The sequence below is a fragment of the Shewanella psychropiezotolerans genome, from assembly GCF_007197555.1.
Lineage (GTDB): Bacteria > Pseudomonadota > Gammaproteobacteria > Enterobacterales > Shewanellaceae > Shewanella > Shewanella psychropiezotolerans.
The window spans coordinates 4,388,611-4,414,843 of sequence record NZ_CP041614.1; the positions used below are offsets into that span (position 1 = coordinate 4,388,611).

Annotated in this window: 27 protein-coding genes and 2 pseudogenes; 11 read left to right on the plus strand and 18 right to left on the minus strand. The window is 43.7% G+C overall.

Annotation, left to right across the window (positions count from 1 at the left end; genetic code table 11):
- Window positions 1-218: 218 nt before the first annotated feature.
- From FM037_RS19325 to FM037_RS19340, 4 genes are all read right to left on the minus strand, one after another.
- A complete protein-coding gene (locus FM037_RS19325; protein ID WP_229380943.1) occupies window positions 219-1,238 on the minus strand; it encodes a hypothetical protein in 1,020 nt (339 codons plus the stop codon).
- Window positions 1,239-1,572: 334 nt separating this feature from the next.
- On the minus strand, window positions 1,573-2,463 hold the full coding sequence (locus FM037_RS19330) for a helix-turn-helix domain-containing protein (RefSeq protein WP_144047327.1): 891 nt from the start codon (window positions 2,461-2,463) through the stop codon (window positions 1,573-1,575).
- Window positions 2,464-2,599: 136 nt separating this feature from the next.
- Window positions 2,600-3,415 carry a GNAT family N-acetyltransferase gene (locus FM037_RS19335; RefSeq protein WP_144047328.1) on the minus strand — a complete coding sequence of 272 codons (816 nt, stop codon included), beginning with the start codon at window positions 3,413-3,415 and terminating at the stop codon, window positions 2,600-2,602.
- 283 nt (window positions 3,416-3,698) lie between these two features.
- Window positions 3,699-4,007, minus strand: coding sequence for a hypothetical protein (locus FM037_RS19340; RefSeq protein ID WP_144047329.1), 309 nt, complete (start codon window positions 4,005-4,007; stop codon window positions 3,699-3,701).
- A gap of 244 nt (window positions 4,008-4,251) precedes the next feature.
- On the opposite strand from FM037_RS19340, the gene FM037_RS19345 reads away from it, so the two are divergent.
- The 3 genes from FM037_RS19345 (at window position 4,252) to FM037_RS19355 (ending at window position 5,290) form a co-directional block, all read left to right on the plus strand.
- Window positions 4,252-4,476 (plus strand): amphi-Trp domain-containing protein, encoded by a 225-nt coding sequence (locus tag FM037_RS19345; protein ID WP_144047330.1) that lies wholly within the window; start codon window positions 4,252-4,254, stop codon window positions 4,474-4,476.
- 245 nt (window positions 4,477-4,721) lie between these two features.
- The gene (locus FM037_RS19350; RefSeq protein ID WP_185976859.1) at window positions 4,722-5,009 is read left to right on the plus strand and encodes an HU family DNA-binding protein; all 288 of its coding nucleotides are present in this window, start codon (window positions 4,722-4,724) and stop codon (window positions 5,007-5,009) included.
- Window positions 5,006-5,290 (plus strand): HU family DNA-binding protein, encoded by a 285-nt coding sequence (locus tag FM037_RS19355; RefSeq protein WP_144047332.1) that lies wholly within the window; start codon window positions 5,006-5,008, stop codon window positions 5,288-5,290. Before FM037_RS19350 ends, FM037_RS19355 begins: the two co-directional genes overlap by 4 nt.
- A 102-nt stretch (window positions 5,291-5,392) precedes the next feature.
- Here the strand turns inward: FM037_RS19355 and FM037_RS19360 are convergent.
- A pseudogene (locus FM037_RS19360) lies at window positions 5,393-7,113 on the minus strand (phospho-sugar mutase).
- Between the two features lie 383 nt (window positions 7,114-7,496).
- Between FM037_RS19360 and FM037_RS19365 the strand changes: the two are divergent.
- Together FM037_RS19365 and FM037_RS19370 are read left to right on the plus strand one after the other, a co-directional pair.
- The gene (locus FM037_RS19365; protein ID WP_144047333.1) at window positions 7,497-7,823 is read left to right on the plus strand and encodes an SMR family transporter; all 327 of its coding nucleotides are present in this window, start codon (window positions 7,497-7,499) and stop codon (window positions 7,821-7,823) included.
- A gap of 95 nt (window positions 7,824-7,918) precedes the next feature.
- Window positions 7,919-8,782, plus strand: coding sequence for an RluA family pseudouridine synthase (locus FM037_RS19370; protein WP_144047334.1), 864 nt, complete (start codon window positions 7,919-7,921; stop codon window positions 8,780-8,782).
- Between the two features lie 261 nt (window positions 8,783-9,043).
- On the opposite strand, the gene FM037_RS19375 is transcribed toward FM037_RS19370, so the two are convergent.
- The 3 genes and pseudogenes from FM037_RS19375 to FM037_RS19385 all read right to left on the minus strand — a co-directional run bounded on the left by FM037_RS19375 (window position 9,044) and on the right by FM037_RS19385 (window position 11,824).
- Window positions 9,044-9,799, minus strand: a complete 756-nt coding sequence (locus FM037_RS19375; RefSeq protein ID WP_144047335.1) for a putative porin — start codon at window positions 9,797-9,799, stop codon at window positions 9,044-9,046.
- Window positions 9,800-10,068: 269 nt separating this feature from the next.
- Window positions 10,069-10,830 (minus strand): annotated as a pseudogene (locus FM037_RS19380) (alpha/beta hydrolase family protein); the annotation flags it as partial.
- A gap of 202 nt (window positions 10,831-11,032) precedes the next feature.
- A complete protein-coding gene (locus FM037_RS19385; protein WP_185976860.1) occupies window positions 11,033-11,824 on the minus strand; it encodes a substrate-binding periplasmic protein in 792 nt (263 codons plus the stop codon).
- 184 nt (window positions 11,825-12,008) lie between these two features.
- Between FM037_RS19385 and FM037_RS19390 the strand changes: the two genes are divergently transcribed.
- The 6 genes from FM037_RS19390 (at window position 12,009) to FM037_RS19410 (ending at window position 15,095) form a co-directional block, all read left to right on the plus strand.
- Complete coding sequence (locus tag FM037_RS19390; protein ID WP_144047338.1) at window positions 12,009-12,356, plus strand: DUF6508 domain-containing protein; 348 nt, start codon at window positions 12,009-12,011, stop codon at window positions 12,354-12,356.
- A 106-nt stretch (window positions 12,357-12,462) separates the two neighbouring features.
- Window positions 12,463-13,014: a TetR/AcrR family transcriptional regulator gene (locus tag FM037_RS19395; protein ID WP_144047339.1), complete on the plus strand. Its 552-nt coding sequence runs from the start codon at window positions 12,463-12,465 to the stop codon at window positions 13,012-13,014.
- 84 nt (window positions 13,015-13,098) lie between these two features.
- Window positions 13,099-13,638, plus strand: coding sequence for a carboxymuconolactone decarboxylase family protein (locus FM037_RS19400; RefSeq protein ID WP_144047340.1), 540 nt, complete (start codon window positions 13,099-13,101; stop codon window positions 13,636-13,638).
- 79 nt (window positions 13,639-13,717) lie between these two features.
- Entirely contained in the window at window positions 13,718-14,215 is a 498-nt protein-coding gene (locus FM037_RS19405) for a DUF417 family protein (RefSeq protein WP_144047341.1), read from the plus strand.
- A gap of 269 nt (window positions 14,216-14,484) precedes the next feature.
- On the plus strand, window positions 14,485-14,646 hold the full coding sequence (locus tag FM037_RS28595) for a hypothetical protein (protein ID WP_185976861.1): 162 nt from the start codon (window positions 14,485-14,487) through the stop codon (window positions 14,644-14,646).
- A gap of 8 nt (window positions 14,647-14,654) precedes the next feature.
- Window positions 14,655-15,095 (plus strand): hypothetical protein, encoded by a 441-nt coding sequence (locus tag FM037_RS19410; protein ID WP_144047342.1) that lies wholly within the window; start codon window positions 14,655-14,657, stop codon window positions 15,093-15,095.
- A 219-nt stretch (window positions 15,096-15,314) separates the two neighbouring features.
- Here FM037_RS19410 and FM037_RS19415 read toward each other — a convergent pair whose 3' ends face one another.
- The 10 genes from FM037_RS19415 to FM037_RS19460 all read right to left on the minus strand — a co-directional run bounded on the left by FM037_RS19415 (window position 15,315) and on the right by FM037_RS19460 (window position 26,176).
- Complete coding sequence (locus FM037_RS19415; protein WP_144047343.1) at window positions 15,315-15,515, minus strand: hypothetical protein; 201 nt, start codon at window positions 15,513-15,515, stop codon at window positions 15,315-15,317.
- A 198-nt stretch (window positions 15,516-15,713) separates the two neighbouring features.
- On the minus strand, window positions 15,714-16,574 hold the full coding sequence (locus FM037_RS19420; protein WP_144047344.1) for a LysR family transcriptional regulator: 861 nt from the start codon (window positions 16,572-16,574) through the stop codon (window positions 15,714-15,716).
- 64 nt (window positions 16,575-16,638) lie between these two features.
- Window positions 16,639-17,514 (minus strand): DMT family transporter, encoded by an 876-nt coding sequence (locus tag FM037_RS19425; RefSeq protein ID WP_185976862.1) that lies wholly within the window; start codon window positions 17,512-17,514, stop codon window positions 16,639-16,641.
- A 104-nt stretch (window positions 17,515-17,618) separates the two neighbouring features.
- The gene (locus tag FM037_RS19430; protein ID WP_229380944.1) at window positions 17,619-18,095 is read right to left on the minus strand and encodes a hypothetical protein; all 477 of its coding nucleotides are present in this window, start codon (window positions 18,093-18,095) and stop codon (window positions 17,619-17,621) included.
- 58 nt (window positions 18,096-18,153) lie between these two features.
- On the minus strand, window positions 18,154-19,248 hold the full coding sequence (gene oleD / locus FM037_RS19435; RefSeq protein ID WP_144047347.1) for a 2-alkyl-3-oxoalkanoate reductase: 1,095 nt from the start codon (window positions 19,246-19,248) through the stop codon (window positions 18,154-18,156).
- A 3-nt stretch (window positions 19,249-19,251) separates the two neighbouring features.
- The gene (gene oleC, locus FM037_RS19440; RefSeq protein ID WP_152828935.1) at window positions 19,252-21,009 is read right to left on the minus strand and encodes an olefin beta-lactone synthetase; all 1,758 of its coding nucleotides are present in this window, start codon (window positions 21,007-21,009) and stop codon (window positions 19,252-19,254) included.
- A 95-nt stretch (window positions 21,010-21,104) separates the two neighbouring features.
- Window positions 21,105-21,992: an alpha/beta fold hydrolase gene (locus FM037_RS19445; RefSeq protein WP_144047348.1), complete on the minus strand. Its 888-nt coding sequence runs from the start codon at window positions 21,990-21,992 to the stop codon at window positions 21,105-21,107.
- Window positions 21,993-22,106: 114 nt separating this feature from the next.
- Window positions 22,107-23,156 (minus strand): 3-oxoacyl-ACP synthase III, encoded by a 1,050-nt coding sequence (locus FM037_RS19450; RefSeq protein ID WP_144047349.1) that lies wholly within the window; start codon window positions 23,154-23,156, stop codon window positions 22,107-22,109.
- Window positions 23,157-23,383: 227 nt separating this feature from the next.
- Window positions 23,384-24,679 carry a methyltransferase gene (locus tag FM037_RS19455; protein WP_144047350.1) on the minus strand — a complete coding sequence of 432 codons (1,296 nt, stop codon included), beginning with the start codon at window positions 24,677-24,679 and terminating at the stop codon, window positions 23,384-23,386.
- 306 nt (window positions 24,680-24,985) lie between these two features.
- Window positions 24,986-26,176, minus strand: a complete 1,191-nt coding sequence (locus FM037_RS19460; protein WP_144047351.1) for a chemotaxis protein — start codon at window positions 26,174-26,176, stop codon at window positions 24,986-24,988.
- Window positions 26,177-26,233: the final 57 nt, after the last annotated feature.

A 26,233-nucleotide genomic window follows, 5' to 3' on the forward strand; every position in this document is an offset into this window, starting at 1 on the left:
ATTAAAATAAGAAGCGAATAGTATTTTAAAGTCTCTATTTTTATACTACTGCTAAAAGATTGGCGTGAGATTAGCACGAGGTGGATACAAACTGTTTCAATATAGGGTGGCATACTATGTAAAGGCCAATAGTAGATCACTATAAGATCAATTAATCACAGTAAAAACAACAACCAACCCAAATCCGGATAAGTATTAAACAAAATAGATACAATAGATCAGATGTTCTGAAACATTACTTCTAATCGAAAGGTGATAATGGCTTGATCTAACCTGTCTGTGTCGATCTCTTTACTCCAGTTATACTCGGGGGTAATTTCGAAGAATAACCAGTCCCTGGCGAAATTTTGCCGATAGGTGACGGCGACTCTGGCATTCTCCACATAATGATAAGGCGTATCAACACCATAGATACTGGCAATATAGTTAAGTGCTTGCTTACTACTGATGTAATGGTAAAGGTTAACACTGCTGCCAAACTCCCAGCCATTATCACGATTTTCATACTGAGCGACCACGCTCCAACGCAATAAAAAATCTTCATCGAAGGAATGCTCAATATCGAACTCGGTAGACTCTCCGGTCACCTTCTTCTCTTGATAGATTTTCTGCGTGAGTCGAGTAATGGTGCCCTGGGAGATGGGATAGGTATAGCGCCACCTCGCCTCTAACTTAGGTTTAAAGTTGGCCTTAATATTGAAACTGACTCTGTCCTTAGCATACCAATCATATCTAAGCCCGATATCCCGTTCCCCCTCATCATCGGGCCCTTTTAGGAAAGCGAACGGATCGCCCTCCCCTTGAGAGTCGATGATCACTTTAAGCTTCTGGTTGACCCCGGGAAGATTGAACCTGGCATTGAGGTTTGCCCTATATTTGAACCCTTCCTTGAAGTAATAAGAGAAATCATTAGTCCAGCGAACTAAGGTCCCGGCCCGAGCATCTTCCTGAGTACGATCATCGACAAAAAAGCTGTCGAACCAGATAGCCGGCTGACAAAACTTAGTATTGAGATAATCAAAGGCTTGATCGAAAGCGGTACTATCTGCCGAGTGGGTTAAACAGGGATCAAGAGCCTCTTCAGCCTTATCGAGTGAGGCTTTCTCTTTTACTGGCTCTACATCTTCTTGTGCATCGGCGTCTTGTTCAGTAGGTTCTGGATCCATAGCTTCTTGCTCAAGAGATAGTCCAGCATTGCTCGCCACAACAGGCTTATTCACTTGAGTTCGAGATTGCATCAGAACAGGTTCCAGAGCTTGACCCTGAGCTTCAGCAATTGTCAAAGCCATAAAGGTAAGCGATAGTGAAAGTAGTAAGCTTCTAACCTGCAACAACTGTTATCCAATGTCATACAAATATGAGATATCAGATAATAACATCTAGTACCTAATTTCGTTAACAAAGTAGAGAAAGGTTGAAATAAAGCTTGATTACATTTTTAACTAGATTCATTTTCCTATTTAGATTCCCTGATGTGCCTGCCACTCCAGAAATAAGTGCAACTTCTTGAAAAAAGGCGAAATACTAAATAGCTCATTTAAAACCAACTGTATGGCTAGCGTATTAAATAAGTCAGTTCGTTGGAATAGCAATAGTTGAAGTCTTGGCTAAGGAAGAACGAACACCACCATAAACATCTATGGTTAAGCCCCTCTCATTAGCGTAACTTTTTGGTGTTAAACCTATCTGCTTTTTCAAGTGACGAATAAGATGAGGCTGATCGCTAAACCCAAACTCAAAAGCGACTTCAACCCAATCAATTTCATTAGCACTACGTTGATAAAGATATTCCAGCATCTCCTCTAACTTGTTCATCGTCTGACATTGTTTCAATGTTAGGCCTGTTACCCGACTAAAGCTTCTCTCTAAAGTTCTTTGAGAACAAAAAAGCATATTGCCAAGTTTAGAGATTGGAGATGCGTCCAGTAACTGAAGTACTTTTCGAGTAAGCCTGCTATGCTGATCCTCTTTGCAGTTCCCAAGCCAAGGCAAAAATAAAGCATCTAATTGATTACGACATAGTTCAGAATCACTTCTTGCCACTTCTATAAGTTTATTTTCATCAAGTTCATTTACATTTGACTCATTTGAATAAAATAAGTTAGCAAGATTAATTTCTTCAATAACATCTAACATCGAATGGGAATAGAGTGGAAAACCAAGGGAGTACAATGCGCCAACACGAAATTTGACTCCTAAATGAATAAATGGTTTTGAGTGATCGAGCTGAAAAGTTTGCAGATGAGGAAACAACAAATGACTACCATGGCCATCAACTGTGCCAAGGTCCATACCATAATCATAGGCTTGGTTGCTTGGGGATATGATTAAGTGAGCCGATGGATCTGGGTTTAACTTGGGATATTGATAACTTTCTACACTAGGGCATTTTTCAATAAGCCAATAACACTCAATATATTTGGCGACGTCTTGAGACTTGGGCGCCTGAAGCCAGTTGATCATTGTAGTCTATAACCATCATCTTGGATTACATTGTTACTATATGCTAAACCATGACTAATTACAGTTAGCTTACTCATTTAAGGCAAATAGCTTCATCCCTAAATAGGAATGAAGCTATAGGAATCCTTCATTAACCCTAGGTAAATTCACACTGAATTATTCGGTTTGAGGAGATAAATCCTGCACGAAAAATGGCTTTTTGAGCAGCAATATTGCTACTTTCTGTCGAACAAATCGGTATTAACCCTTGCTTTGAAGCCTGATTAATTAAGTGATAAAGAACACGAGTCGCAACACCTTTACCTCGCTCAGATTCAGCAACTATCATACCTAGATCCGCATAGTCAGTCTGATAATCATCGAATAACCGGCACTCACCAGTTGCTAATAATGTGCCTTCATACCAGTAGCCCCATAGCTCTTGGCGCTGAATCAAGTTACCAAAATATGCCGACAACCATTGTTCTGGCGCACCAATATTGGTCGCTGCAAAGCCAACGAAATCATTAAGTTGTTCCTGATACGCTAATGTCATTCCCAACGGTTCTATTGTCTCAATATTCTGTACCTTATTGTGCTGATACATTAAAGCATTGACCTTAACTGAAGACGTGTTATCTAAACAAAGTGATAAATAATCGGTCTCTGCAGTACTCACGAATGCCCCAAGTACTTTCCCAAATTCAGAAATATTTTCTTTCGCAATCAAAGTAAACAATTCTGTAGCTTTGGTTTTCGCTGTTGGAGATAGATAAAATTGCAACATATAGCCTTCACCATTAATGCAGCAGAAACCTACTAGGCGATTATTCTCGTAAAAAGCAAAATGGTCAGACATGGGGACAAAACCGAAATGCCACATGCCATCGAGTGGGGCCCTTGATAGCGAAAAATATTGCAGTTTTAGTTTACAGATCTCGCTTAATGACACAATTTTTTTAATTTCTAACATGGCTCTGTACCTAACAAATGTATTTGAAAAACTAACGAGGGAACTCGCTTTCGATAGGAAAATAGTACGAGATGGCCGGAATATAAGATTGAATAAAAACGACACTTTGAGCAATAAAGTGATAAATCGCATGAACTAGATGTGAGTACTATTTCTGTTGTCGAGCTTTTCTCTAAGGTGTCTACTCTGAAAATATGACCCGCATTCAGGGAGAACAAAGGTTCTTAAACAAAAAGCCAAGACACGCTTGGCTTTTCACCTGAAACAGTGACAGCTCACTGAATTAACAAACCTGCTTTATTGCCGCTGTTGTCGAAAAATCATGTTGTGTGGAAGCAAGAAGGTGATGTGCTTTCTTCTCGGCAACTTGATTGTTTAAGAAGTCATACTGGCGACTCGCTGCCGCAGTCTTGGAAAAATCGTGCTGTGCCGAGCTCTGTTGCACATTATTTCCCTTGGCAGGCTGATTATTTGAAAAATCATAGCTAGATTGCGCAGCAGCTGTTTTTGAGAAATCTGGAGTCTCGGCAAAGGCGGATGCAGAAGAGAGTACTAAGATGGCTGATAGGGCTGCGCTGATCAATAATTTCATGTTTAACTCCACAATTTAGGTTCGATTAATTATAAATAAGGGCTAATAATTTGCTGTTCACGAGGGCTATAAAGTTTGCCAACTAGCCTCCTCGTTTTCAATAACAGCAGGATAATCCCTCCCCTTAGTGGAGGGTCAAGCATGGATCTAGAAATAATTTATTTTCCCTAAAATAAGAGGAAACCAGCCCATTTTTAAGTAAAGTGATATTGGACAATTTCTCACTCTCAATGAAGGAATACACATGACGAATAAAGCAGATAGAGACATAGAGAAGGATTACCCAAAGGCAGAGTTCGTGGCTAAACTTCGCCGACTGGCTGATTCATTGGAAAGCGAGAGTAAGTTTGAGATTCAGATCGCCGGCGAGCGTATCTATGTGCCAGTGCGTGCAAAGTACAACATAGAGCATGAACGTGAGGGAGACGAAGAGGAAATTGAGTTCCAGATAAAATGGACTAACGTTTAAACATTCATGGCCACAAAAGGCATAATGAAAACCTCAGCCCGAAACGCTAAAGAAACAATAAAGGCCACTGTTTCGACTATAAATATACCCAGAGATTCTTAAGAAATCTCACCCTGTTGCTGTTTAATGCTCTTTACTCTCTCTGTTTAGAGCCTTTTTTCAACAGATAGCGAGTATGTTATTCCCTACTGACTGCGCAATCCTTGCCTATTTTATGATTACAAACTCTTATGACGATAAATCAAATGACAAAAACAAAAAAAGATCTTGTGGTCCGAGTAAAGCAAGACTTATCAAAATATCGAGCCGAACAGCTAAAAGAGATGACTGATTTTTTACTTAACGACATAGTTGAAATAGCGAAGTCAGGCTATATCGTTAGTTTGAAAAACCTAGGGAATATCCAGCAATCTCATAAAGCGGCTAGACCGGGAAGAAACCCCAAAACGGGCGAAGATGTGATCATAGCCGCCAGAAGTCGATTAACGTTTAAATTTCGTCCTAATCTCGCACAGACACCGGAGGAAACATGAACGTGAAAATCCACCTCATAGATTTGGCTCAGCGTTTAAGCCATGAATTCTCCATTCCCCAGAGAGATGCCATGCTGATAGTAGAGGCAACACGAGACTTTTTCATTGAATCAATCAGGGCACAACAGAGAATTGAAATTCGAGGTTTTGGGGTCATAAAGTATAATATCCGTCCCTCGGGGATTAAACGCAATCCCAAAACAGATCAACAAATAATCGTTCCTGAAAAAATTGTCCCTTGGTTTGTACCTTCCCGCTCCACCACCGACATAAGCCCATAGCATTTACCTAGCAACCAACTCCCAATTATTTCTAAGCCTAGCGACTATTCACAGTTGCTAGGCTCAGAAAAGAAAACGTAAAACGCCTTATATCAATAGCGATTATTGAGGTAAAGATGCCTGATGAGCCAAGATAAAGGTATCCATCTCTGCTTGAGCACGGATCTGAACGCTATCTAAACTGTCATCACTCGTCATGTTCGCGACCACTTCGTAGTAACACTTAATCTTGGGCTCTGTGCCTGACGGCCTGACGATGACACGTCCCCCTCCTTCCAGCTTAAAAATAAGCACATCACTGGCAGGTAGATCGATAACTTCAGTGGTGCCGTCTTTAAAGGTTCGCAAACCACAACTGATATCATCTGTGCTCAATACCTGCTTTGTGGCAATCACACTCGGTAGCTCCTTACGTAGATATGCGCCAATATTAGGCGTAGTGGGCTTAAGCGCTATGCTCACCTGTGCATTGAGGTGAAACCCATGCTCACGATAGATGGCTTCTAATCTGTCCCATATGGTCTTGCCTTGACTGGCAAGCTCAGCAGTTAACTGAGCAAACGCCACCAGCGCAGATAGACCGTCTTTATCCCACACCATAGAGCCAACCATGTAACCTAAGGCTTCTTCATAGGCAAACAGGCATTGGTTATCCTCAGTTTGCTCCGCCATGCCGACATTAGTCAGCCACTTAAAGCCTGTCAGTGTCGTCAAACAGGTCGCATCCATACTCGCCGCCACTTTCGATAATAGGCTTGAAGACACGATAGTTGTGCAGGTCAGACGTTGATTTTTAGCGGCGTGAGTCATCAAGTAATGGCCAAACAGCACACCCACTTGGTCACCGGTTAACATTTGATAATCACCGGCCTTTGTACGAACGGCAACCGCAAAACGATCGGCATCGGGATCGTTAGCACAAGCCAACATGGCGCCGTGCTTCTTCGCCTCGGCTATCACAAGATCCATAGCCCCTTTCTCTTCGGGGTTAGGGAAATTCACCGTAGGAAAGTCACCATTGGGCTCACGTTGAGCGGCCACAGAATAGACCTGAGTCACGCCAGCATCGGCCAGTACAGTCTCGGCCATCTCCGCGCCGACACCATGCATGGCGGTGTAAGACAGGCTTACCCGCTCAGGCTGAGTGTGGTTTTGCAGCACAGATGCATCCTTGATCCCTTGACGATAACTTTGATAGAAATCATCTTCCAACACGACTAGCTTACCATTGGCCCTGGCAGATTCGAGATCCAATAAATGGATTGACTCTGTCGCCGCCTTATCGATACACGCCGCAATACCTGAGTCGTGAGGCGGGATGATCTGTGCCCCGTTGCCCCAGTACACCTTATAACCATTGTACTGAGGTGGGTTATGACTCGCGGTCACCACTATTCCTGCCGCCGCATCGAGATGATTAACCCGAATGCCACTAAAGGAGTCGGCGCTACCTTACAGGTCAAATAGACTTTGATTCCCATGGCAGTGAGTACGCCCGCCGCATCATGGGCAAACTGCTTTGAATCGTGGCGTCCATCGTATCCGATGACCACACCACGAGTGTCGACATCGCTAACCTGTTGCTTAAGATAGGCTCCAAGCCCTGCCGATGTCTGCTGTACTACCAAGCGATTCATCCCCATGGGGCCCGCTTCGACGACGCCTCTTAGCCCGGCGGTACCGAATGCGAGTCGACCCGAAAAACGTTGCTGTAACTCAGCTTCATTGCCAGTATCTATGAGCGCCTGCAGTTCCTGTCGAGTACGGGGATCTGGATCATAATCAAGCCAATGTTTAACCCTAAACTTTAACTGTGTATCCATAATTCACTTCACCTGGTATAGATTGTGCCGCCTGGCCTAAATTACCGTCGGCAGCTGGAAATAGTTATCATTAACCCTAAACCTAGCATCTATAGAGAACAAGCAAATTTGCACTTTAAAAAATGATTAATGAAAACTACCAAGCTTAATCAAAATCCTTAATGATGCCTAATAGACGTGCATAGGGCATTATCCCCTCCGAAGTCGTCAACCCTACTTAACTAAATCCTGATGGTTTTAACCTAAGTAGGCTTGCCCTGCAGAGGCGTTATTCGTCTTAGCTTCTCCTTTATGGTTTTATTTTGGCCCTGAGTTTGTCAGGGCCGTTTTTTTAAACTCATAGAGCCACTTCTAAAGCCTACATTGACCCCCAGAGATTAAAAATGAACAGTTACTTCTATTTAAGTATCGCTATCATTTCAGAAGTCATTGCTACCACCTTACTCCCGGTTACATTGGGCTTTACCCGGATATTGCCTTCCCTTGGGTGCGCTATAGGTTATGCCAGTGCATTCTATTTCCTCTCATTAGCGACAGCCAATATTCCTACTGCCGTGGTTTATGCTATTTGGTGTGGAGCTGGAATAGTGCTGATCGCACTTATCGGAGCAATAAGAGGAGATATACCCAATATGGACACCATTTTCGGCATGATATTGATCATCATAGGCGTATCTTTAATCAATATGAATACTAAAGCCATATGTTGAAATAACACCAGTAGTGATTGGGCACAATAATCAGCAGATTTCATTATCAAATGATGTAAAATAGCGTCTAACACTATCAGCTATGCCTATATTTTATGCCCCAAGTCACTCAAAATGTGCTCGAATCCCACTTGACCATTAATAACCTCGAACTTAATGCTGCTTCATTATTGGCAGCAGAGACAAAACTGTCTAAGCAACAGATAAAGCAGGCGATGAACAAGGGAGCCGTTTGGCTTACACGAGGCAAACAGACCCAGAGACTTCGCCGTGCTAAACGGACTTTAAAGCTTGGCGATGAGCTACATCTGTATTACAACCCGCAAGTGTTAGCACACAGTGTCGATGCAGCCGAATTGATATTCGATGGGGGTCAATACAGTATCTGGTACAAGCCCTATGGCATGTTGTGTCAGGGGTCTAAATGGGGCGATCACACCACTATTAACCGCTACGCCGAGATTCACCTCGCCCCCGATCGTCCGGCATTTATCATTCATAGGCTAGATAGAGCCGCGACAGGCTTGGTTCTTATCGGTCACAGCAAAAAAACCACCGCGGCCCTGGCTAAGCTCTTTGAGCTAAGGCAACTCGATAAGTACTATCAGGTAATAGTAGAAGGTCAATTTAACTCGGGAAATCTGGAGTCAGTCACCATAGCGACAGATGTGGATAACAAAGCAGCCCGTTCACACGCTAGATTGTTAGCCTTTGATGAAGAGAAAAAACGCTCTTTAGTACAGGTGAAAATTGAGTCGGGACGTAAGCACCAAATCCGTATTCATATGGCATCTATTGGATATCCGGTCGTAGGAGACAGACTCCACGGCGTAGCGAAAGAAGGTGAATTGAATCTGCAGCTCACCTCTTGCTATCTTAAATTCACTTGTCCCATCACAGATGAAATTAAAGAATTTGAACTGCCTGAAAGGTTAAAGCCTAAACTCATCGCGTGCTGATACAGAATGAAAATATAAGTCTCCCACCGTTCTCAGTCTCAATTTTTCACAAAAAAAAAAGCTCTATTCGGACGGAATAGAGCTAAAAAACATCCAAGACAAGCATGTTGATGAGAGCCGCACTACTGACTCACATCAAGAATAGCCCAAGCTAAACCTAAGCATGTTTCTTAAGTGTAGACATGCAGAAAACAAATCTCACCCAATGATTGAAACCATTAAGACACAAACAAGATAAGTGAATCGACTATAAATAAGCCTTTAGAATCGACCAGTGAGCGTAATACCTAAACCGACACCGTCGATATCTTCGTTAATGATTTTTGATATTGCGAAATTAGCAGAGAAATCATCAGAAATACGTAACCAATAAGCGGTTCTAATGTCGAAGTCACCATCTTCAGCATCGCGTGTATATCCAGATCCAACGGACCATGAGTTCGTTACATACCAGTCAGCGCCTAAGTTATAGTTATTCTCCGAATTGGCATGTACCCAGCCCGCCGACAGATCAATTCCAGGTGTTGAGTCTAGCTCTAAATAACGACGAATATTTAAGCCGTAGTTTTCCTCTGCATTATCATCTGTACCACCATCAAAAAAAGCTGAAAAAGATGTCTGCTCATTAACATAATAACCAAGCTCAACGCCATAAGTGTTGAGATCCACATTACCAATACTACTACGTTGATAGTTTAGACCCACAAACCAATTAGAATCGAAGACATAAGTACCATCAACGCCTACGGTATCAAGGTCCAGAGCATCAAAATTAGCATAATGCGCTCCAATATTAGATTCCTGGGCAAGAAAACCGTTTAGCGCATAAGGGCTAGTATTTTGTGCGACAGGATTGGCATAGTATCGATAATTAACACCCAAAATGCCGTCACCCATTTCATCTGAATTGGTAAGATAACCCACGCTAGCTTCATGCTGGTATGCATTATCCTGTACAGCCATTGCATTTGCACTCAATAGGGCTATAACCAATGTTGAAGCAGTAATTAATTTCATTCTCTTTCCTTGACATGTCTAATGACATAATAATTGATGGTGTTCGATGACTTAACTGAGCCAATGTAAAACAACCATAACTATCTGATAAAAATATTTTTTATTTGTTTCCTAAGGGTAGGAAAAGAAAGGATCAGTGCTTCAATGTTTACGGTTTTGTATTTCAGAGCTTGAATTTAAGTCGTATTTTTCTCAATCAATGGGCTGTTCTACAAATAAACGGTTCTTTAACCGTTTAACCCAGTCATGACCAACTCCTAGCCCTATTTATGAGCCGTAGAGAAGCATAAATATCGACTACTCCAGCTGGCTATGTTTATCGCTACATATTCTGCATCTTCTTTGCGTGTTATTAGGTGATCTGCAGTGTCCAAGCTGATAAAACTTTTAGGGTGTCTTGCCTGAAGGTATACCTTCTCGGCCTGAGCAATAGACACTGTGGTATCCACTGGAGAATGCATAACCAACAAGGCTTTTTTTGTTAGGGTAAAACCTTTTTTAGCATGCAAGTCTAAATCATCTAGAAATTGTTTTTTAATGGTAAATGTATGCGGCCCCAAGGTCACATGAGCTAACCCTTCGGTGTTGATTTCGTCAATTGAACCGGAAAAGTTATGGATCACATGGTCGGCAGTTGAAGGCGCACCTATAGTAACAACAGCCTTACACTCTGGAATATCATCGGCGATTGACAGCATCGCGGCACCACCTAAACTATGACCAATTAATAGCTGCGGCGCATCGTACTCTCGTCTCAAAAAATCCGCTGCTGCTTTGAGATCGTCAAGGTTTGAGGAGAAATTGGTATTAGCAAAATCACCATCACTGCTACCAAGTCCAGTAAAATCAAACCTAAGTGTACCTATACCTTTCTCCATTAAAGCCCGAGATATTCTTGAGGCGGCAACGATATCTTTGCCACAAGTAAAGCAGTGAGCAAATAAGGCAAAAGCACTAACATTACCAGCTGGTTGCTCTAATAAACCGACTAATGTCTGACCATTACTGATAAATTCAACTTTCTCTTTCATGCTGGCATCCTCAATTACTGATTATTTAGCCCATCTATGGCCGCGACTAGCTCAAAAAACACTTGTATTTATTAACGCTGAAAAATAATAAGAGTAATGGTCTTTTCTGTTCACTAAAATGACATTTAAATATTGACCTCAGACATATTAAACTTCCTATTTAAAAGGATAGCACCCATTAATACTTGTTAGTGGCGTAATATTATTTAAAATCCCCTGTAGGTTCTCCCTCTATAGGAACATCAACTCGGTTGTACTTATTTATTATTTTTAGAAAGCTCCCACTTTCTTTCGCCTTCTCAAAACCTATCTTCAAACTCAGGTAAACATCAGGTTTAATTGATTTTTTACTAAAGGCAAAGTAAACCAAGTTTGTATGAATAACAAATGGATGTATCTTAACATTCTTGTATTCAGGATGAATAGCAATGGCGTGGCGCAACTGATAATACTCTTCCAAGAAGCCTATTGTTCTGCCTAAATTTAGGAGTTTTATTTTATCCTTATTGCCATTTACAGTGACAAAATAATGAGAAAAATCTGGCTCATTTTCTAGCTTTAGAGAAAATTCATCCCCATAGTGAGCACCACGTTGAATGGAAATTAATCCACCTAAATGGGTGAGGTCATCTATTGAGCTTATCGAAAATTTTGAATCTTCATCTATGCCAAGTACGATGGCCTCATTCTGCTGAGGCCCAATAAAATACATCCCTTGCTTTCTCTCTTCAGTGATAGAAACATTGAGTAACATATCTATTTCCCCATTCATCATCAGGTGAAGAGCCCTTTTCCTAGGGATAGTCGTGTAGTCCGGAGTGCAGTTGATCGTATCGAGTAAGGCCTCTGCGAGTTCAATATTCATCCCCTGCCAATGCCCGCTACTATGTAAATAAGATTGAGGGAAAAAATCTTCAACTCCAACTTTAACTAGACAATCAGCTAGAGAAAGCTGTGGAATAACATAAATGAGAACGAGAATATTTAATTTCACCTTAACCCCCAGTGTTAATCACTACAAATCGATTATTTAACCATACTTCAAGATATAAAGACCGGAGAATACATAAAACCATTCCCAAAAAATAACTATTGAAATTTTATTTTGATTGTACAGGTCTCTGTTTACTGTCTAATGCTTGTTATTGCTACTTTATTAAATAGGAGAAAGAATAAACATGAACAAACCTCTATTGCAACACACTTCATTTATTCACGAAAGATTTGGAAGCTGCTTAGAAAAATCTGGCTCATCACTATTGTGTAATAAGAAAAACTTTGAAAAAGAATTAGAGAACAGAAATCTATTACTAATCAGCTTCCGCTGGGAAGACTGGTATAATTATAGCCATTTTATTGATAGACCTGATTATATCTCTGATTCCACGATATTTGAATGTCAGCTGATACTCACGGCTATTATCAGGCTTGAACGGTTTAGCCCTAAGACTCTGGATAACATGCGGCAACTTGGCGTACTAAAAGCTGTAATGGATCGGCTAAGTTGGTTTGCTAGTAGCCATTGATTGAGTGCCTGAAACTCATTGATTTGAAATATCTCAACGTTATGGCCAGCGTATTTTGATATAACAAACCTTGACACCCTACCAACTGGTAGGTAGCATTGATTGCATGAACACTACATACATAGATATTTTACAGTACGCTGATGAATTAATTCAGCAAAATGGCTTTAATGGTTTTAGTTATGCTGACTTATCCAAAAAGCTGGGTATAAAGAAAGCCAGTATACATCATCACTTTCCTACCAAAGCGGATTTGGGGATTGCTTATTGTCAGCAAAAAAGTGATGCGCTCAGTGAGTTACAACAGCAATTATCGATGAAAAAAACAGCCCGGGCACAATTACAAGGTTACTTTTCAGTGTTTGATGATTGTGCTGAGCTTGGAGGCATGTGTGGAATATTTTCTATGCAAACAGATTTGAAACTCCTGAGTGCAGAGTTGCAAAAACAAGTAAATAAACTGGTTCAATTAGAATTACAGATACTCAGTGGTGTGCTGCTAAAGGGCTTAACAACGGGTGAGTTTCGCTTTAATGGGGCACCAGAGCAACAAGCTGTCATTATCTGCTGCGCGATTAAAGGTGCGCTGATGTTAAACCGTAACCAGCAAGGGTTATATAAGCAAACCTGTGACGCCTGCTTGGATATTATTAGCTAAGAAGGAGGGGAAACCCTAAAAATTTTAACCATTACACCTACCTACTAGAAGGTAGCTTAACTTTAATTAATTAAGGATTTTATTATGCAACGCATTACTACGTTAACTGTTAATACCGCGACAGGTCAGGCACAAACTCAGCTCACAGCATTAAAAAAGGCGATGGGCGCCGAAATCAATTTATTTGGCGCAATAGCCAACTCTTCCAGTGCATTAGAAGGTTTTTTAAATTTTAAGGGATCCCTTGAAAAAGGCGTTTTAAGCAAAAAATTGTCAGAGCAACTCGCGTTAACTATCGCCGGGACTAATGGTTGTCACTACTGTGCATCAGCTCATGCTTTTATCGGTGGAAAACTCGGCTTGTCAGAGGCAGAAATAAGAGCGAATTTAAATGCCCGCTCTGAAGACAGCCAAACAAACACCATATTGAGTTTTGCTAGACAGGTGATAGAGCAAAAAGGCCGTGTCACGACGAAACAACTCGCAGCGACAGAAGCTGCAGGATTTAACCGAGAGCAACTTGTTGAGGTCATAGCACATATAGCGCTAAACACCTTCACTAATTATTTCAATGAAGCTTTTGAGATTGACATCGATTTTCCAAAAATCAGCCTAACTGAATAATCGCCGCCAAGTACATAGCAAACACATGTTGGGCCATAGAGCCCTAAATATAATCAGGCACATGCCACAGGAGTGAACCATGAACGTTAATACCATCCAACTGCAAACCTTATCGACCCTTGGCCAAAAAATTGAGAAGACGGGCTTACCCCTGATCTATATCACGCTAGGAATTATTTATATTTGGTTTGGGGGAATGAAATTCACCTCTGGCCAGGCCGAAGGCATGTACGGCATGATAGCTAATAACCCTTTAGTCTCGTGGATGTATATCATTTTCTCTAAACAAGGTTTAGTTGATTTTCTAGGAAGCCTGGAAGTGCTTATCGGTATCTTGATTATTGGGCGATTTGTTAATCCTGCTTTGTCCGCTATTGGCGGCCTACTCTCAATCACTCTATTTACGGTAACCCTAAGTATGATGATTTTTTTGCCTGGTATCACAACCGAAGCAGGCTTTCCGGCACTGAGTTTCTTCGGCGAGTTTTTACTCAAAGATGCGGGATTATTTGCCGCCTCTCTCTTTGTACTTGGGCATAGTCTAACAACATGGGCAGCTGCACAACGTCAAGACTAATAACCTTGAAACTAACACTAGAGCAAACAAACTCGCTTATGTCATGCAGTAATGAAATGAAGTCTGGACGTAGAACGTTTTATTGCACCGCTCCACCGAGTTTTTATGGGGCGGCAGCAATAAAACACAACCCGATAACAAATAGGATGCACAACCAAGAGAAATAGTTGGCAAAATGAAGCCTATTTAGTAACACATAGATTAAGCCTCTTGATAGCTTACTCGACGAAAGGAAAGCAAGTCTTACTAGCTGAACAAAGGGAGGGAATATGCAAAATGTATTATTAGAAACAGAGCAGTCAATTAAGTCGTTAATCAACAAAGGCACAGCAGAAACTCTATTAGCGGCTAAGAACACATTGTCGCTCTATAAAATAGCTCATGATGAATTAAAGACTGATGAGTTACTCACCCTCCCGAAGTATCACTGAGTGATGCCGTGTGCGTTCAGGCAGGCGCGGCACAAAAACAATTATGCCTGCTTAATGCCCGATTTAACTATTTAACTGAACGTTCGGAGCGATTGCTTTATGGTTACATTGATGAGGTTGGAGAGCTCAATACTGCTTCTGATGAATTTTATCATTTGAGTCAATTCGTTTCAGAAACATTGACCAGCCTCAAAACCGATAAACCTGAATTTGCTCTAAGGATAAAGGAGACCCATGAAAACTTAGCTAGACTAGAGCAAGTGTTAGTCGAGGCGATTCAAACACTGATTAATCGCTTCGAGCTGTTATTGGTACACCAAAGCGAGTTATATCATCGTTACTCAGCACTCAACACACAAAATTCAGATAGACTGAAATGTGCACAGCCATGGAGTGTGAAGCTTTTCTTATGCAGCTTGGGTAACAGATTTCAATCAGTATTATTCTAACCTTACTTACTACATAACAACTATGGCAACATGTCAGTGCATAATCGCCTAGAGGTTATTGTGAAGCCATAAAGCTGAAAATATTATTCCCGCTAACCAAAATACAGGAATGGAAAATAACAAGCTCACACCCCAATAAAAATACAATCAAGATAAATAGAACTTTAGTCATCAAACTTTCCTTGGTATTTTGTGTATCACCTGACAACTCTGAGCGTCTTAATTGGGTTTTAAGCCGCGGGCAATAGGCACATCAATAGGTAAGCTATAAGTTGCCGCGCCTTGCTGGCTGACGCTGAACGCCCCCGATAAGGATATTGTGCTGTTTTCAATAGCCTGGGCCTGTGGAATGAGCATCACAGAACTTAGAGAGGAGCACAGAAGGGCCACACTCAACACATTAACAGCACGATATCGCATCTTACCTACATCCTTATAGAAACAACCGCTTATAAATTCAGTAACAAACTACTGTAAGTCATAAGTTTTTTCTGTTTCTGCAAGGTATCCAGGTGACTTAATCTAGAAGTTCTAATTTTTAAAAGCCGAAGAGTCAATTCTGGAGAAGAATGCTTATAGATGAGTTAGAGTAACTTCCCCATCAACAAATACCGAAAGCTAAGCTTCTTTCCTTAGTGTTAACACTATTTCATCATAGAGCAAGTTCGCCAGAGACCCTTTAGTGACTGAAGAGCTGGTCATAACACCTACATCTAGGGCCGGTAATTTAGGCAACCTAGTATTGTTTAGCACTTGAAGATGCGCCGGCACGCTGCATCTTGTTAACACCGCGATGGCCATGCCACTCTCGACGGCGGCCAACTGACCGGCAATATTAGGGCTGTTGTAGACGATGCGATACCCGAAGCTAAGTGATTCGAGTTTATCAAGTATCTTAGCTCTAGCCTGACTGCCAAACTCATACATGGCGACGGGCAGCGGACTCCGGTTCCAAATCTGCTGAGATTGCTTGCCAACCCAGACCAGCTCTTCGGAAAAAAGAGACTCCCCGCGATCGGCTTTATCTTGTGTGATGACGGCAATATCCAGTTCATTGGCTGCTATCTTAGGGATGAGTTGTGACGAAGGCTCGCAGCATAAGGTAATTTCTATAGAGGGGTATTTCTCGGAAAATATGCTGAGTAAGGCAGGCAGATAAGCCATGGCATAATCGTCAGGAATACCTAAGCTGATATGTCCCTGGACATCAGATCCCATAAGTTCCCGCATAGAATTGCGATAAACATAAAGAATTTTTTGCGCGTGAACCAGCAACTCTTGCCCCGATGCATTCAGGCTCAAGCGTCTCGACTCACGGCTAAACACGGCTCGCCCTAGAGTGTCTTCGATATTCTTGATATGCATGCTAATCGCAGATTGTGAGCGGTGCAGAATCTTTGCCGTCTCCGTCATAGAACCAGTCTTGGCGACTGTCACGAACGAGTGGAGCCAGCTTATTTCAAGGTTAAGTTCACTCATTATGATTTCTCTTTGCGACATGGTTTACATAGCAACTGAAATAGAAGTAACCAAAAAGAATTATTCAAATACTAGCCGTCTTTTCTTGCTTAAATACACGTCTCTGTGACGAAATGACTACAGCAAGAATAATGGCAAAGCCACCAGATAATACAACTAAAGAAGGCTGCTCAGAAAAAATAATCCAGGCTAACAAGATGGCATAAATGGGCTCTAATGCAATAACAGTGGCGGCGACTTTAGCCTTAACGCCTGATACGCCATAAATAAACAAGGTATAGGCAATGCCGGTGCATAAGATACCTAACACAGCGAGTAATAAGCACTCTTCTAAGGTGATATTTAACATGCCTTCGAAGGAAAATGGCAACAGCAGAAAAGTAATAACCAGGCATTGAACCCAAGATGATTGCATAGGATTAACCCCGTCAACCAGATAGCGGTTGGTAAGCATCATGATGCTGTAGATCACACCGGATCCCAGCCCCCACAGCATGCCTAGGGCTGATTCATCTGACAAATCAAAGTTTGGTGTGATTAGCCATATCCCAATACCTATCAACAGGATGATAACCCCATCATGAGCCGTAATTTTCTCTTTGAAGAAAAGCGCCTCAAACACGATCACAAAAGCCGGGAAACAGGCAAAGCCCAATGTACCTATGGCTAATCCTCCTAGCTTGACTCCCATAAAGAAGCTGAACCAGTGCAGTGCTAGTAGAGTGGCAGACACAGATAATTTGAGCATCTCATTGACAGATAATGGCGAGAGTAACTGATGTCTAAAAAACGGCACTAAGGCAGTAAGAGTGAGTGAGGCAAACAGGCAACGAGCGAACACTATCACCACAACCCCGACCGCCAGTTGCTCAGCGATTAATGCTGAAGCGCCAAAAATAAAAGCCGCTGTCTGTAACGAAAGCTGATACTTAGAATGCATTAGCATTCACCCTAGTTAGAATTTATCAGAAGAGCTTAACCAAACAGAACTGATTATAAAAACGAATAATAATGGATAATAGCATTCGAAAAACGAATAGATAATTAGTCCAACCTCTGCCAGACCTCAACTTCTTTAAGCACGCCCTGCTCGATACGTTTGGTATGCAGCTGTTGGCCTTTCATCTGATACTCAAACACAAATGACTCTCCTGGCGTTACGCCGAAAGAATTAAGTTGAGGATACTCGATATATTGGCTATCGGTGAACTCATAGCGCCCCGAACCTGCGGCCCAGAACTCTTGCCTCTTCTTACCATCAGCTTGCTCAATCTCTTTCATGGTAGTGAAGCTAAAATGAGAGAACGAGATAACCTTGATGGCTGTCAAGTTAAGATTTTTATAGTCCTGCCATTCATACTTGTCATCCAGGTACTTGCCCGATGCTAGCTGCCAGCTACCGATAAATGGGTTAGCCATTAGTTCGCTTGCTAGTGCCGTGGAAGTTAGAGGGAGTAGTAGAGATAAAATCAACGAGAGTGGGACTAAAGCAGATAAGAGTAGACGACTTGGAGCGAGCATATATCTTCCTTGATAGCGCTTAGGCATGTTTCATTCAGCATGCCTAAGCTAAATTGAGTTAAGACTTGAGATACTCTCTCAGTTTCACCATTCCTTGGTCAATGCTAATGATAGGAGAATACCCGAAATCTGTTTTCGCCGCCGAAATATCAAAATAATGACTGGTCGACAATTGTTTAGCCACGAAACGGGTCATCATAGGCTCATCTGTCTTACCAAGGACACCACAGACGCTTTCGAGCACGACACCGACGGCATAGGCTAGGCCAGCAGGAACCCGCTTGGTCACTTCCGGTAAGTCAGCGCAGGCTAAAATCTTATTCAGCATGGCAGCCATGGTGATTGGCTCGTCATTACTGAGGAAGTAAGCCTTACCCGCGGCCGACGCATCCTCACAGCACAAGTTAACGGCGGCTAGGATATGAGCATATGCAGCATTGTCCACATAAATGGTATCCACCAATTTATCTTCTTTGCCGACTAACTTGAGTCGTCCGGCTTTTGCCCTCTCAATGACACGCGGCACCAAATGAGGATCTTCTGGCCCCCAAATAAGATGAGGGCGCAACGCCAGAGTCTTCAATACTTGGCTATTGGCCTCGAGCACCATCTGCTCCGCAACCGCCTTAGACTCACCATAATGATTTAAATAGTTAGCGGCGTAAGGCGCACTCTCGTCGATCCCGGATTCATCCTCACCGGCAAAAGTCACACTTGGCGTACTGGTGTAAATAAGTTTGCTGATCTTAAGCTGCTGACAAGCGCTGATGATATTGGCCGCGCCATCCACATTTGGTGAAAAGTAGCTCTGTTTGCTGCCCCAGACACCCGCCTTGGAAGCCACATGAAAAACCAGATCGCAGCCTTTCATTGCATCAACAACAGCAGCCTCATCGGCAATATCGCCTCTAACCATAGTCACGCCCATGGCCGTTAACTCAGAATATTCACCTCGGGCAAAGCCTGTCACCCTAATCCCCGCCGCCAATAAACGTTGGCAGATTGCCTTACCTAAAAAACCGCCAGCACCTGTGACAAAGGCATGATCCACCTTACCTTTAAGAGCCAGGACCGCTGCTTGTTCCAGAACATGAAACGCTTCTAAAGCAGATGAAACAGCGTGTGTATCGACTGAGACATGAGTCGCTGACATGGATTACTCCTTATGTTTATTCTGGGCCCAGACTGCCAGTTTCTCACGAAAAATCTTAGCGTTATGACGAATGTCGACAGGAAATTCAGGATGAATGAGAAAACGTTTGATACCCAGAGTTTGGCTATGTTGCTCGGCGATGGCATTAAGCTCAGCATATAAACCGGCGCCTAACGAGCATGCCAGAGATTTATCCAGCTCAATACACAATAGAGGCACAACCTCTGGGGTACCAGCGTCGCCATTAACCTCAACCCCAACTAACGCGCTTCGCTTTACTTGGGGGTGGGTATTGAAGATACGTTCACAGGGGATGGAAAAGTAGCGTTTACCACAACTGGCATCGACTCTATGGGCCTTACGGCCACACATCCATAGCTTGCCTTCACTGTCGAGATAACCGAGATCGCCCATACGATGGCGTATCGTTTCACCATCTTGAATCTTAGCCTGCTCGGTCGCGCTATCACGGCGATAGTAACTGCGGCTCACCATAGGTCCTTTAACGACTATCTCACCTATCTGACCGGCCTCTAACCTCAATGACTCGCTCCAGTGCGTGAGCGGTTTCTCGGTGATCTCTATGATGGCAATATCCACCCCTGAGATGGCGTCACCGACACAAATCCCGCCGCCATTATCTGTGATGGCACTGGTGTCAAACAATGCCTGGCTGCCCATCTTACTCAGGGGCAAAGATTCAGTGGCACCATAAGAGTTAAGCACTTCCACACCATCACTCAGCATCTTACTAAAGTGCTTGATAGAAGAGATAGTCGCCGGAGCACCTGCGGATATGACACGTTTGATGCTTAGCAACTTATGGTAACTAACCTCATCGTCCAGTCCTTCTTGTACGCCCGCTTGCCCCAACCTCTCGATCAAAGCCGGATTGACAAACATGTTGCTGCATTGGTACTTCTCGATCGCGGCAAACAAGTAATCAGGATTGGCCGTTATCGGCTTGCTGGCATCCATCTCTGGAATAATCGAGGCCATACCCAGTGCGGGTCCAAACAAAGAAAATAGCGGAAAAGTAGCCAGGTCACGTTCACCAGGCTTAATGCCGTAATCATCTCTCAGAGCGCTTATCTGAGCTTCAAACATCTTGTGGGAGTAGACCACACCCTTGGGCGTTCCTGTGCTACCACTGGTAAACAAAATAGCGGCCATCTCATCTTGGTCTAGCCAGTGCATGTCATAGGGCTCTGATGAGCCGCGTGCTGCGATGGCTTCCAGTGTCACTCCTCCAAACAAACTGCGACCGCCTACGGTCACCAGATGCTTAACCGACCCCTTGCCCCAACCAAAGAGCTTGCGGGCCAGATGCGCCTTAGGAATACCAATAAAGGCATCGGGCTCAGATTCGATGAAACATTGCTTGAGATTCTTCACTCCCATGCCCGGATCCACCAAAATAGGCACAACACCCGCCTTAAACAGGGCGAAGGTTAACGTAAAAAAGTCGACGCTCGGGGTCACCATCAACACGGCCTTCATGCCACGCGTTATCCCATAAGCATTTAAGCCATGGGCTAAACGATCACTTTGTTGATTGAGATCTGAAAAGTTGAGCTCTTGATATTCCAGCGTCTTGACGGAGAAAATAGTCCCGCTAGCTGTTTGTACCACTACGGCGAGATCTTTAGGGGAATGGCTTGCGGCGCTAATGAGGTGACGACAGAGATTAGCGTCCGCTCTCGTGTTAATGTCGCTGTTTTGTACTGTTGAAGAATGGCTGGCAGTTAAAGAGGCTGACATGTTCGATGACCTTTCTCATTGCTTATATGAAATAAGCGGTCAATCTTGACCGCTTATTTGTATTTTATCCTCTCGCTAAAAGCTGACCGCGAGTATTAAACAGCGGCAGAGTCGCTGTTCATAAACTGAGTGATATGTCCGACGACTTCATCAGTGGCATCTTCAAGAATATAGTGACCGCAATCTGCAAATTCATGCACGCTCGCATGGGGCATCTCTACTTTCCACTGGGCCAGAAAATGCTTATCGAAAACGAAGTCTTTCAGGCCCCAGCAGATCATAGTCGGCACATTAGCAAACTTTGGCAGACTGGCGGCTATTTCAGAGACCAGCTCATAGTTTCTATCACCCTCTTTGAGGGGAATATCCTGTACAAACCTCAAGGTCGAGATCCGGTTAGCCCAGGAATTGAAAGGCGCCACATAGGCTTTACGTATCTCACTCGCCATAGGTTTACGCTTAACACCGACATAGGAGGCTATGGATGAAAACGCGTTGAAACCTCGGACCATGGCCGTGCCTAGTAAGGTGTTACGACAGATCCATAAGGGCCAGGGAAACGGCTTAGATTGAGGAAGATGAAACGCGCCGGTATTGAGAATAACCAGACGTTTTATCCGCTCAGGGTAGCGCGCAGCATAACCCATGCCTATCATCCCGCCCCAGTCGTGTACGACTAAGGTGATATTCTCTTTGACGTTTAAATGTTCGAGTAAGGCTTCGAGATCGTCGATACGATTCTTTAATGTGTAGTCGTAACCACTGTCATCCGGCTTATCAGACAGGCCACAGCCGATATGATCCGGCACGATACACTGGTGGTTACTGCTCAGAGCAGACACCACATTTCGATAATAGAAAGACCAGCTAGGGTTACCATGAACCATGACTACAGGCTCACCTTGGCCTTCATTTACGTACTGTAGCTTATGGCCGTTTCTGTCGAGATAATTTCGCTTGAAGGGAAACAGAGTGTCTAACATGACTCTTCCTAAATATTCTTTGCATCATCACGCCTCAAACTTGAGGCGCATAACGTGATTATGTGAGGTATGGAACTGAAACGCGCAAAGTTCGCACTAGTTGGCTGCAGCTCGTTACCACTTGATCCCAAGCATCATGCAGTTAAGTCCGCTGCCTATGCCAAGAAAACTCACCTGATCACCTTTCTTAAGGAAACCCTGATCGTGGGCCATTGCTGCCGTGACAGGCAGAGAAACCGTGCCCATATTGCCCAGTAGTTGGTAAGTAGGAAACTCTTTCTCTTGGGGAATAGCCAATGCATTGAGCACTTTCAGGCGATTTGATGACCCCACCTGATGGCAAATCACTTTATCGACCTGCTCCACCACCCAGTCACGCTGTTCGAGGAAATGGCTCCAGGTATGACGGGCAAGCTCTACTCCCTCTTTGAGTAGAGTCACACCATCGGTGCGCATAAACTCGCGGTAGAGATGTAAACCCGCTTCCTGAAGACCCCATTGACACAAGTTATGGTGTTCAGGTGCAGAAAGGTGGCTCGCACCTAAAAGCTGATGTTGACGCTCGGTACTCAATGGCAAGCTGCCATCGGTAAGCAAGACGGCTACCGCTCCCGAGCCACCAGTTAGGGTTGCCAGAGACTGGGCATAGTTCTGCATGGTTTGATCGGCCAACATATTGTCTATGGTGATATCGACAATATGGCGGGCTGATTCACAGGAGACCACTAAGCCGGCTTTAATTTGACCGAGTTCAATGCGGTTAGCGATATCTAAGATCCCAGAGAGCACACCCAGACAAGCATTACTAATGTCATAGATGGCGGTGTCTTTCGATACTCCAAGCTCGGCAGCGATACGGCACGCCGTAGCCGGCTCGTGTTGATCACGGCAAACGCCGGTATAAACCACAGCGCCTAAATCACTCACTTTCACGCCAGTTTCATCAATAGCCTTATGAGCCGCTGCCAGAGCACCGTCTGATAATCTATGGCCCTTTGGCCACCAGCGACGCTCGGTGATCCCAGTTAATGCGGCAAGTTGCCCCATTGGGATTCGAAACTTCTTATATAGAGGTGCCAAACGAGATTCTAATTCGGAAGTTGACACAACTTCAGGTGCCAGTTCATATGCCAGGCTATTGATAAATACTCGGGAATATTTCATGAAACAGTATTATTTCGCTCACAATATCGGCGCGACTTCAGCCAATAAGTATTATTATTTAGTATTAACCCATCATTTGAGCAAGAAAAGGCTAATGATTCAATAAAAAACCGTCATAGGTGCGATTTATTCACTAATAAACTGCATTTTTCATCAAAAAAATGCAGTGTAAAAGAAATAAATTCATATGACTTAGTATATCTTCACTATAAAAACATAGACTTAGTTCATCCTTTATCGGTTAAACATTCGTTTGCTGGTTTTTCCGCCAAAATCAGTGAATTCCTTGGGGTAATGGCCTCACTGCAGAACCTGGTGAGCTTTACCGAGTAACCTTGCTCTTCGAGAAAGCAGACTCTATCGAGCAGTAACCAATGTTCCAGAATGTCACGAAACAGATGGGCAACCAGATCGATTCGTCGAGTGAGTCTCTGTCTCTGAACGCCTAACTCAAGGTAAAAATCAACATCCAGAGCAACAGGTAATTCTACAGACTTTTTCCCGGCCGCCCAGTGACAGAATGCCTCAAAACCTTGGTTCAACTGACTCTGCTTTATTGATGGAATCGGGAGATATCGCCTGCTTCGGTTCACATCTCGCTGCAAGGAATCGAATCCCAAACGCCAAACGATCTCTCTGTGGCGATATTCAACCTGTTTCGCATTGGCAATGGTGCTGTGTTGCAGTGGCACTTGCAGATCATGTGGAGATAACATCAATTCACTATCTAGTACCACTTCAGACATCCCCTGATACTGCTCAGCTTGAATAAGATGATAACAACAGGGAGAAATAATAATAGATCGGGTGTTTGCCTGAGATGCCAGCCTTAACAGGCGCACATGGAGATCGCCACAGGCATGAAGTGCAACGGCCTGCTGATCCCTCTTTAGCTTGGACTGCTGAGGCGTAAATGCATCGGCGCAGATAAATTCTTGAGGCAGATCCCACTTACCGGCAAATTTTGCTCCTTCATCACACAGACTCTGCTGCCATTCCAGACTCACCACAGGACGAGAATGAGCCTTGGCGATGAGTCGACCAAGATGGCCCTTTCCGGCGCACCACTCCAGTACTTCGCTGCTATCTTGCTTGATTTGAGCCGCAAATGCCGTGATCTGTGACCATTTGCGCCCTTTTATTCCAGCGCTTAAATGGGAGACTTCCCTATCCGACAACTGCTGAACCGAGTGTTGCAATTGGCTTGTGTTCCCACCAGTTAACACGGGGTCCACTTGCAGGAGCAAGTCTAGTTGCCACGCCGACCCATTTCGCTTTAAATCTCGCAGTAGCGCTGGCAGCAGCTCAGCGTTGAGCTTAGCTTGACCCTTATCGAGTTCATCGATATCGACATCAGATATCGACCACACTTTTTCCGCCAAACCAGGGAACTGTTTCTCCCAAGGTAATTGGGTGCAGTCGAACGCCTTCACCTGCCATAGCGCACGGCTCTGAACTAATAATGTATCGAGTTGCTTGAGTCGATGGCGATGGGAGGTTGCTTGCAAGGTGTTGGCACTCATTTTTATAGGTGAAAAACAGGAACAAAATCAGTTCCTAGGCCCTAGGAACTGTCTCTTTACTAAATTTATTGGCTTTCTTGCTTTCCATGCGTTTACACAAGAAAACACCAAGACCCAATTGGCTGAAAGGCGAAGAAAACCACTAGCCTGTTCATTAGCAACCTGCTATCTATTAGCTTTTTACTGCTTTGCTACTCAATTAACTCTTCTTGCTTTCCATGCGTTTACCCAAGAAAACACCGAGACCCAATTAGGTGAGAGACGAAGAAAACCACTAGCCTGTTCTAGCTATGAATCTTCTAGCAATTAAGTTTTTATAACCTTACTACTCAGCTTACTCGTCTTCTTGCTTTCCATGCGTTTACCCAAGAAAACACCTAGACCAAGAGGAGCGAAGAAAACCACTAGCAAGAAGAGCACGAAATAGAGGATCAGACTCTTAAGAGTCTTGGTCAGCTCCTGAAACACTACCTCTACCGTGTGTTTGGAGATCTCATCCAGATTAGCCGCCGCGGCGACACGCTCTCTGGCTACCATCTCTTCCAAAGCCAGGCGCTCATTCTTCACCATTAACTCTAGTGCCTGACGTTCGACCGATAGTTGCTTAAGCTTGTCGTCGGTCGAATCGCTGAGCTGCTGCAGTAAGGGGCTCAGCTCACGTCGCATATCTACGGCTAAGCTTTGCATCATCTCAGGGCTCTGTGCCATCAGCTCCTGGAACCTTGCTGATGTCTCACTTATGCTCACAAGCGTTGCCTGGATTTCTTCGGCATTGATATTGGAATGCAGCGCATAGAGCTCGGCTTTCCAACCTAAAATTTTGGGCATCTGTTCAGAGATCATCGCCATACGGTCTGAGATATCACTCATCACTTCTGGCACTGAACCGAAGGTAGTCACGGCTTCAAATTCATTGATCTCTCTGAATGTTAACCAGTCATTGAATGCCGACTTGCGACTAAATGTGATATCAGTAAGGGGATTATCCAGCACGTACTGCTTGATAAATTCGCGATTCTTGTTGAAGTCACTCTGGGAGACGAAACCTTTAACTGTTTTCTCAAACTGAGCTTCTAATGCCCTGCTGGTCTCAATAACCAGCGCTTGTTGCTCGCCAAACAGGGCTTTACCCGCGCCAGTGTCATAAAAGTCACTCATCTGCGCCGTAAATGCCCAGGTATCGACCATGGCTGCTACTGGTGAGGCCTGGAAAATAGTCCTCTGTAGTGCCTGTTCAGCATTTATCTTCCACATCAGAGCGTTAGATTTCAGATAGATATCTTGCTCGTCGTTAGATTCGATCGCTGAAATCTGGTCGGCAGTCTGTTCGACCTGACTGTAAAAAGTGCTGCTAAAATCACGACTAAATACCCGCATATTTAGCTGCTCTTGTGGCAGAGGCACCACACCACTTTCAAGTTTTACCTCTAACAGAGAACATGCCGTCGTAAGCAGACCCAGCACGACAAAAACACTTAAGCGTAGCAACGCTTTCATAAAGCCCCCAGTAACTTTCCACAATCCATTGAAAAGCTAAATAAATGAAAAAACAAA

What these genes read in the sequence shown, in the direction of transcription:
- FM037_RS19325 (WP_229380943.1), bottom strand. Translation starts at nt 1,238, where the DNA reads ATGCAATCTCGAACTCAAGTGAATAAGCCTGTTGTGGCGAGCAATGCT.
- FM037_RS19330 (WP_144047327.1), bottom strand. Translation starts at nt 2,463, where the DNA reads ATGATCAACTGGCTTCAGGCGCCCAAGTCTCAAGACGTCGCCAAATAT.
- FM037_RS19335 (WP_144047328.1), bottom strand. Translation starts at nt 3,415, where the DNA reads ATGTTAGAAATTAAAAAAATTGTGTCATTAAGCGAGATCTGTAAACTA.
- FM037_RS19340 (WP_144047329.1), bottom strand. Translation starts at nt 4,007, where the DNA reads ATGAAATTATTGATCAGCGCAGCCCTATCAGCCATCTTAGTACTCTCT.
- FM037_RS19345 (WP_144047330.1), top strand. Translation starts at nt 4,252, where the DNA reads ATGACGAATAAAGCAGATAGAGACATAGAGAAGGATTACCCAAAGGCA.
- FM037_RS19350 (WP_185976859.1), top strand. Translation starts at nt 4,722, where the DNA reads ATGACAAAAACAAAAAAAGATCTTGTGGTCCGAGTAAAGCAAGACTTA.
- FM037_RS19355 (WP_144047332.1), top strand. Translation starts at nt 5,006, where the DNA reads ATGAACGTGAAAATCCACCTCATAGATTTGGCTCAGCGTTTAAGCCAT.
- FM037_RS19365 (WP_144047333.1), top strand. Translation starts at nt 7,497, where the DNA reads ATGAACAGTTACTTCTATTTAAGTATCGCTATCATTTCAGAAGTCATT.
- FM037_RS19370 (WP_144047334.1), top strand. Translation starts at nt 7,919, where the DNA reads ATGCCCCAAGTCACTCAAAATGTGCTCGAATCCCACTTGACCATTAAT.
- FM037_RS19375 (WP_144047335.1), bottom strand. Translation starts at nt 9,799, where the DNA reads ATGAAATTAATTACTGCTTCAACATTGGTTATAGCCCTATTGAGTGCA.
- FM037_RS19390 (WP_144047338.1), top strand. Translation starts at nt 12,009, where the DNA reads ATGAACAAACCTCTATTGCAACACACTTCATTTATTCACGAAAGATTT.
- FM037_RS19395 (WP_144047339.1), top strand. Translation starts at nt 12,463, where the DNA reads ATGAACACTACATACATAGATATTTTACAGTACGCTGATGAATTAATT.
- FM037_RS19400 (WP_144047340.1), top strand. Translation starts at nt 13,099, where the DNA reads ATGCAACGCATTACTACGTTAACTGTTAATACCGCGACAGGTCAGGCA.
- FM037_RS19405 (WP_144047341.1), top strand. Translation starts at nt 13,718, where the DNA reads ATGAACGTTAATACCATCCAACTGCAAACCTTATCGACCCTTGGCCAA.
- FM037_RS28595 (WP_185976861.1), top strand. Translation starts at nt 14,485, where the DNA reads ATGCAAAATGTATTATTAGAAACAGAGCAGTCAATTAAGTCGTTAATC.
- FM037_RS19415 (WP_144047343.1), bottom strand. Translation starts at nt 15,515, where the DNA reads ATGCGATATCGTGCTGTTAATGTGTTGAGTGTGGCCCTTCTGTGCTCC.
- FM037_RS19420 (WP_144047344.1), bottom strand. Translation starts at nt 16,574, where the DNA reads ATGAGTGAACTTAACCTTGAAATAAGCTGGCTCCACTCGTTCGTGACA.
- FM037_RS19425 (WP_185976862.1), bottom strand. Translation starts at nt 17,514, where the DNA reads ATGCATTCTAAGTATCAGCTTTCGTTACAGACAGCGGCTTTTATTTTT.
- FM037_RS19430 (WP_229380944.1), bottom strand. Translation starts at nt 18,095, where the DNA reads ATGCTCGCTCCAAGTCGTCTACTCTTATCTGCTTTAGTCCCACTCTCG.
- oleD (WP_144047347.1), bottom strand. Translation starts at nt 19,248, where the DNA reads ATGTCAGCGACTCATGTCTCAGTCGATACACACGCTGTTTCATCTGCT.
- oleC (WP_152828935.1), bottom strand. Translation starts at nt 21,009, where the DNA reads ATGTCAGCCTCTTTAACTGCCAGCCATTCTTCAACAGTACAAAACAGC.
- FM037_RS19445 (WP_144047348.1), bottom strand. Translation starts at nt 21,992, where the DNA reads ATGTTAGACACTCTGTTTCCCTTCAAGCGAAATTATCTCGACAGAAAC.
- FM037_RS19450 (WP_144047349.1), bottom strand. Translation starts at nt 23,156, where the DNA reads ATGAAATATTCCCGAGTATTTATCAATAGCCTGGCATATGAACTGGCA.
- FM037_RS19455 (WP_144047350.1), bottom strand. Translation starts at nt 24,679, where the DNA reads ATGAGTGCCAACACCTTGCAAGCAACCTCCCATCGCCATCGACTCAAG.
- FM037_RS19460 (WP_144047351.1), bottom strand. Translation starts at nt 26,176, where the DNA reads ATGAAAGCGTTGCTACGCTTAAGTGTTTTTGTCGTGCTGGGTCTGCTT.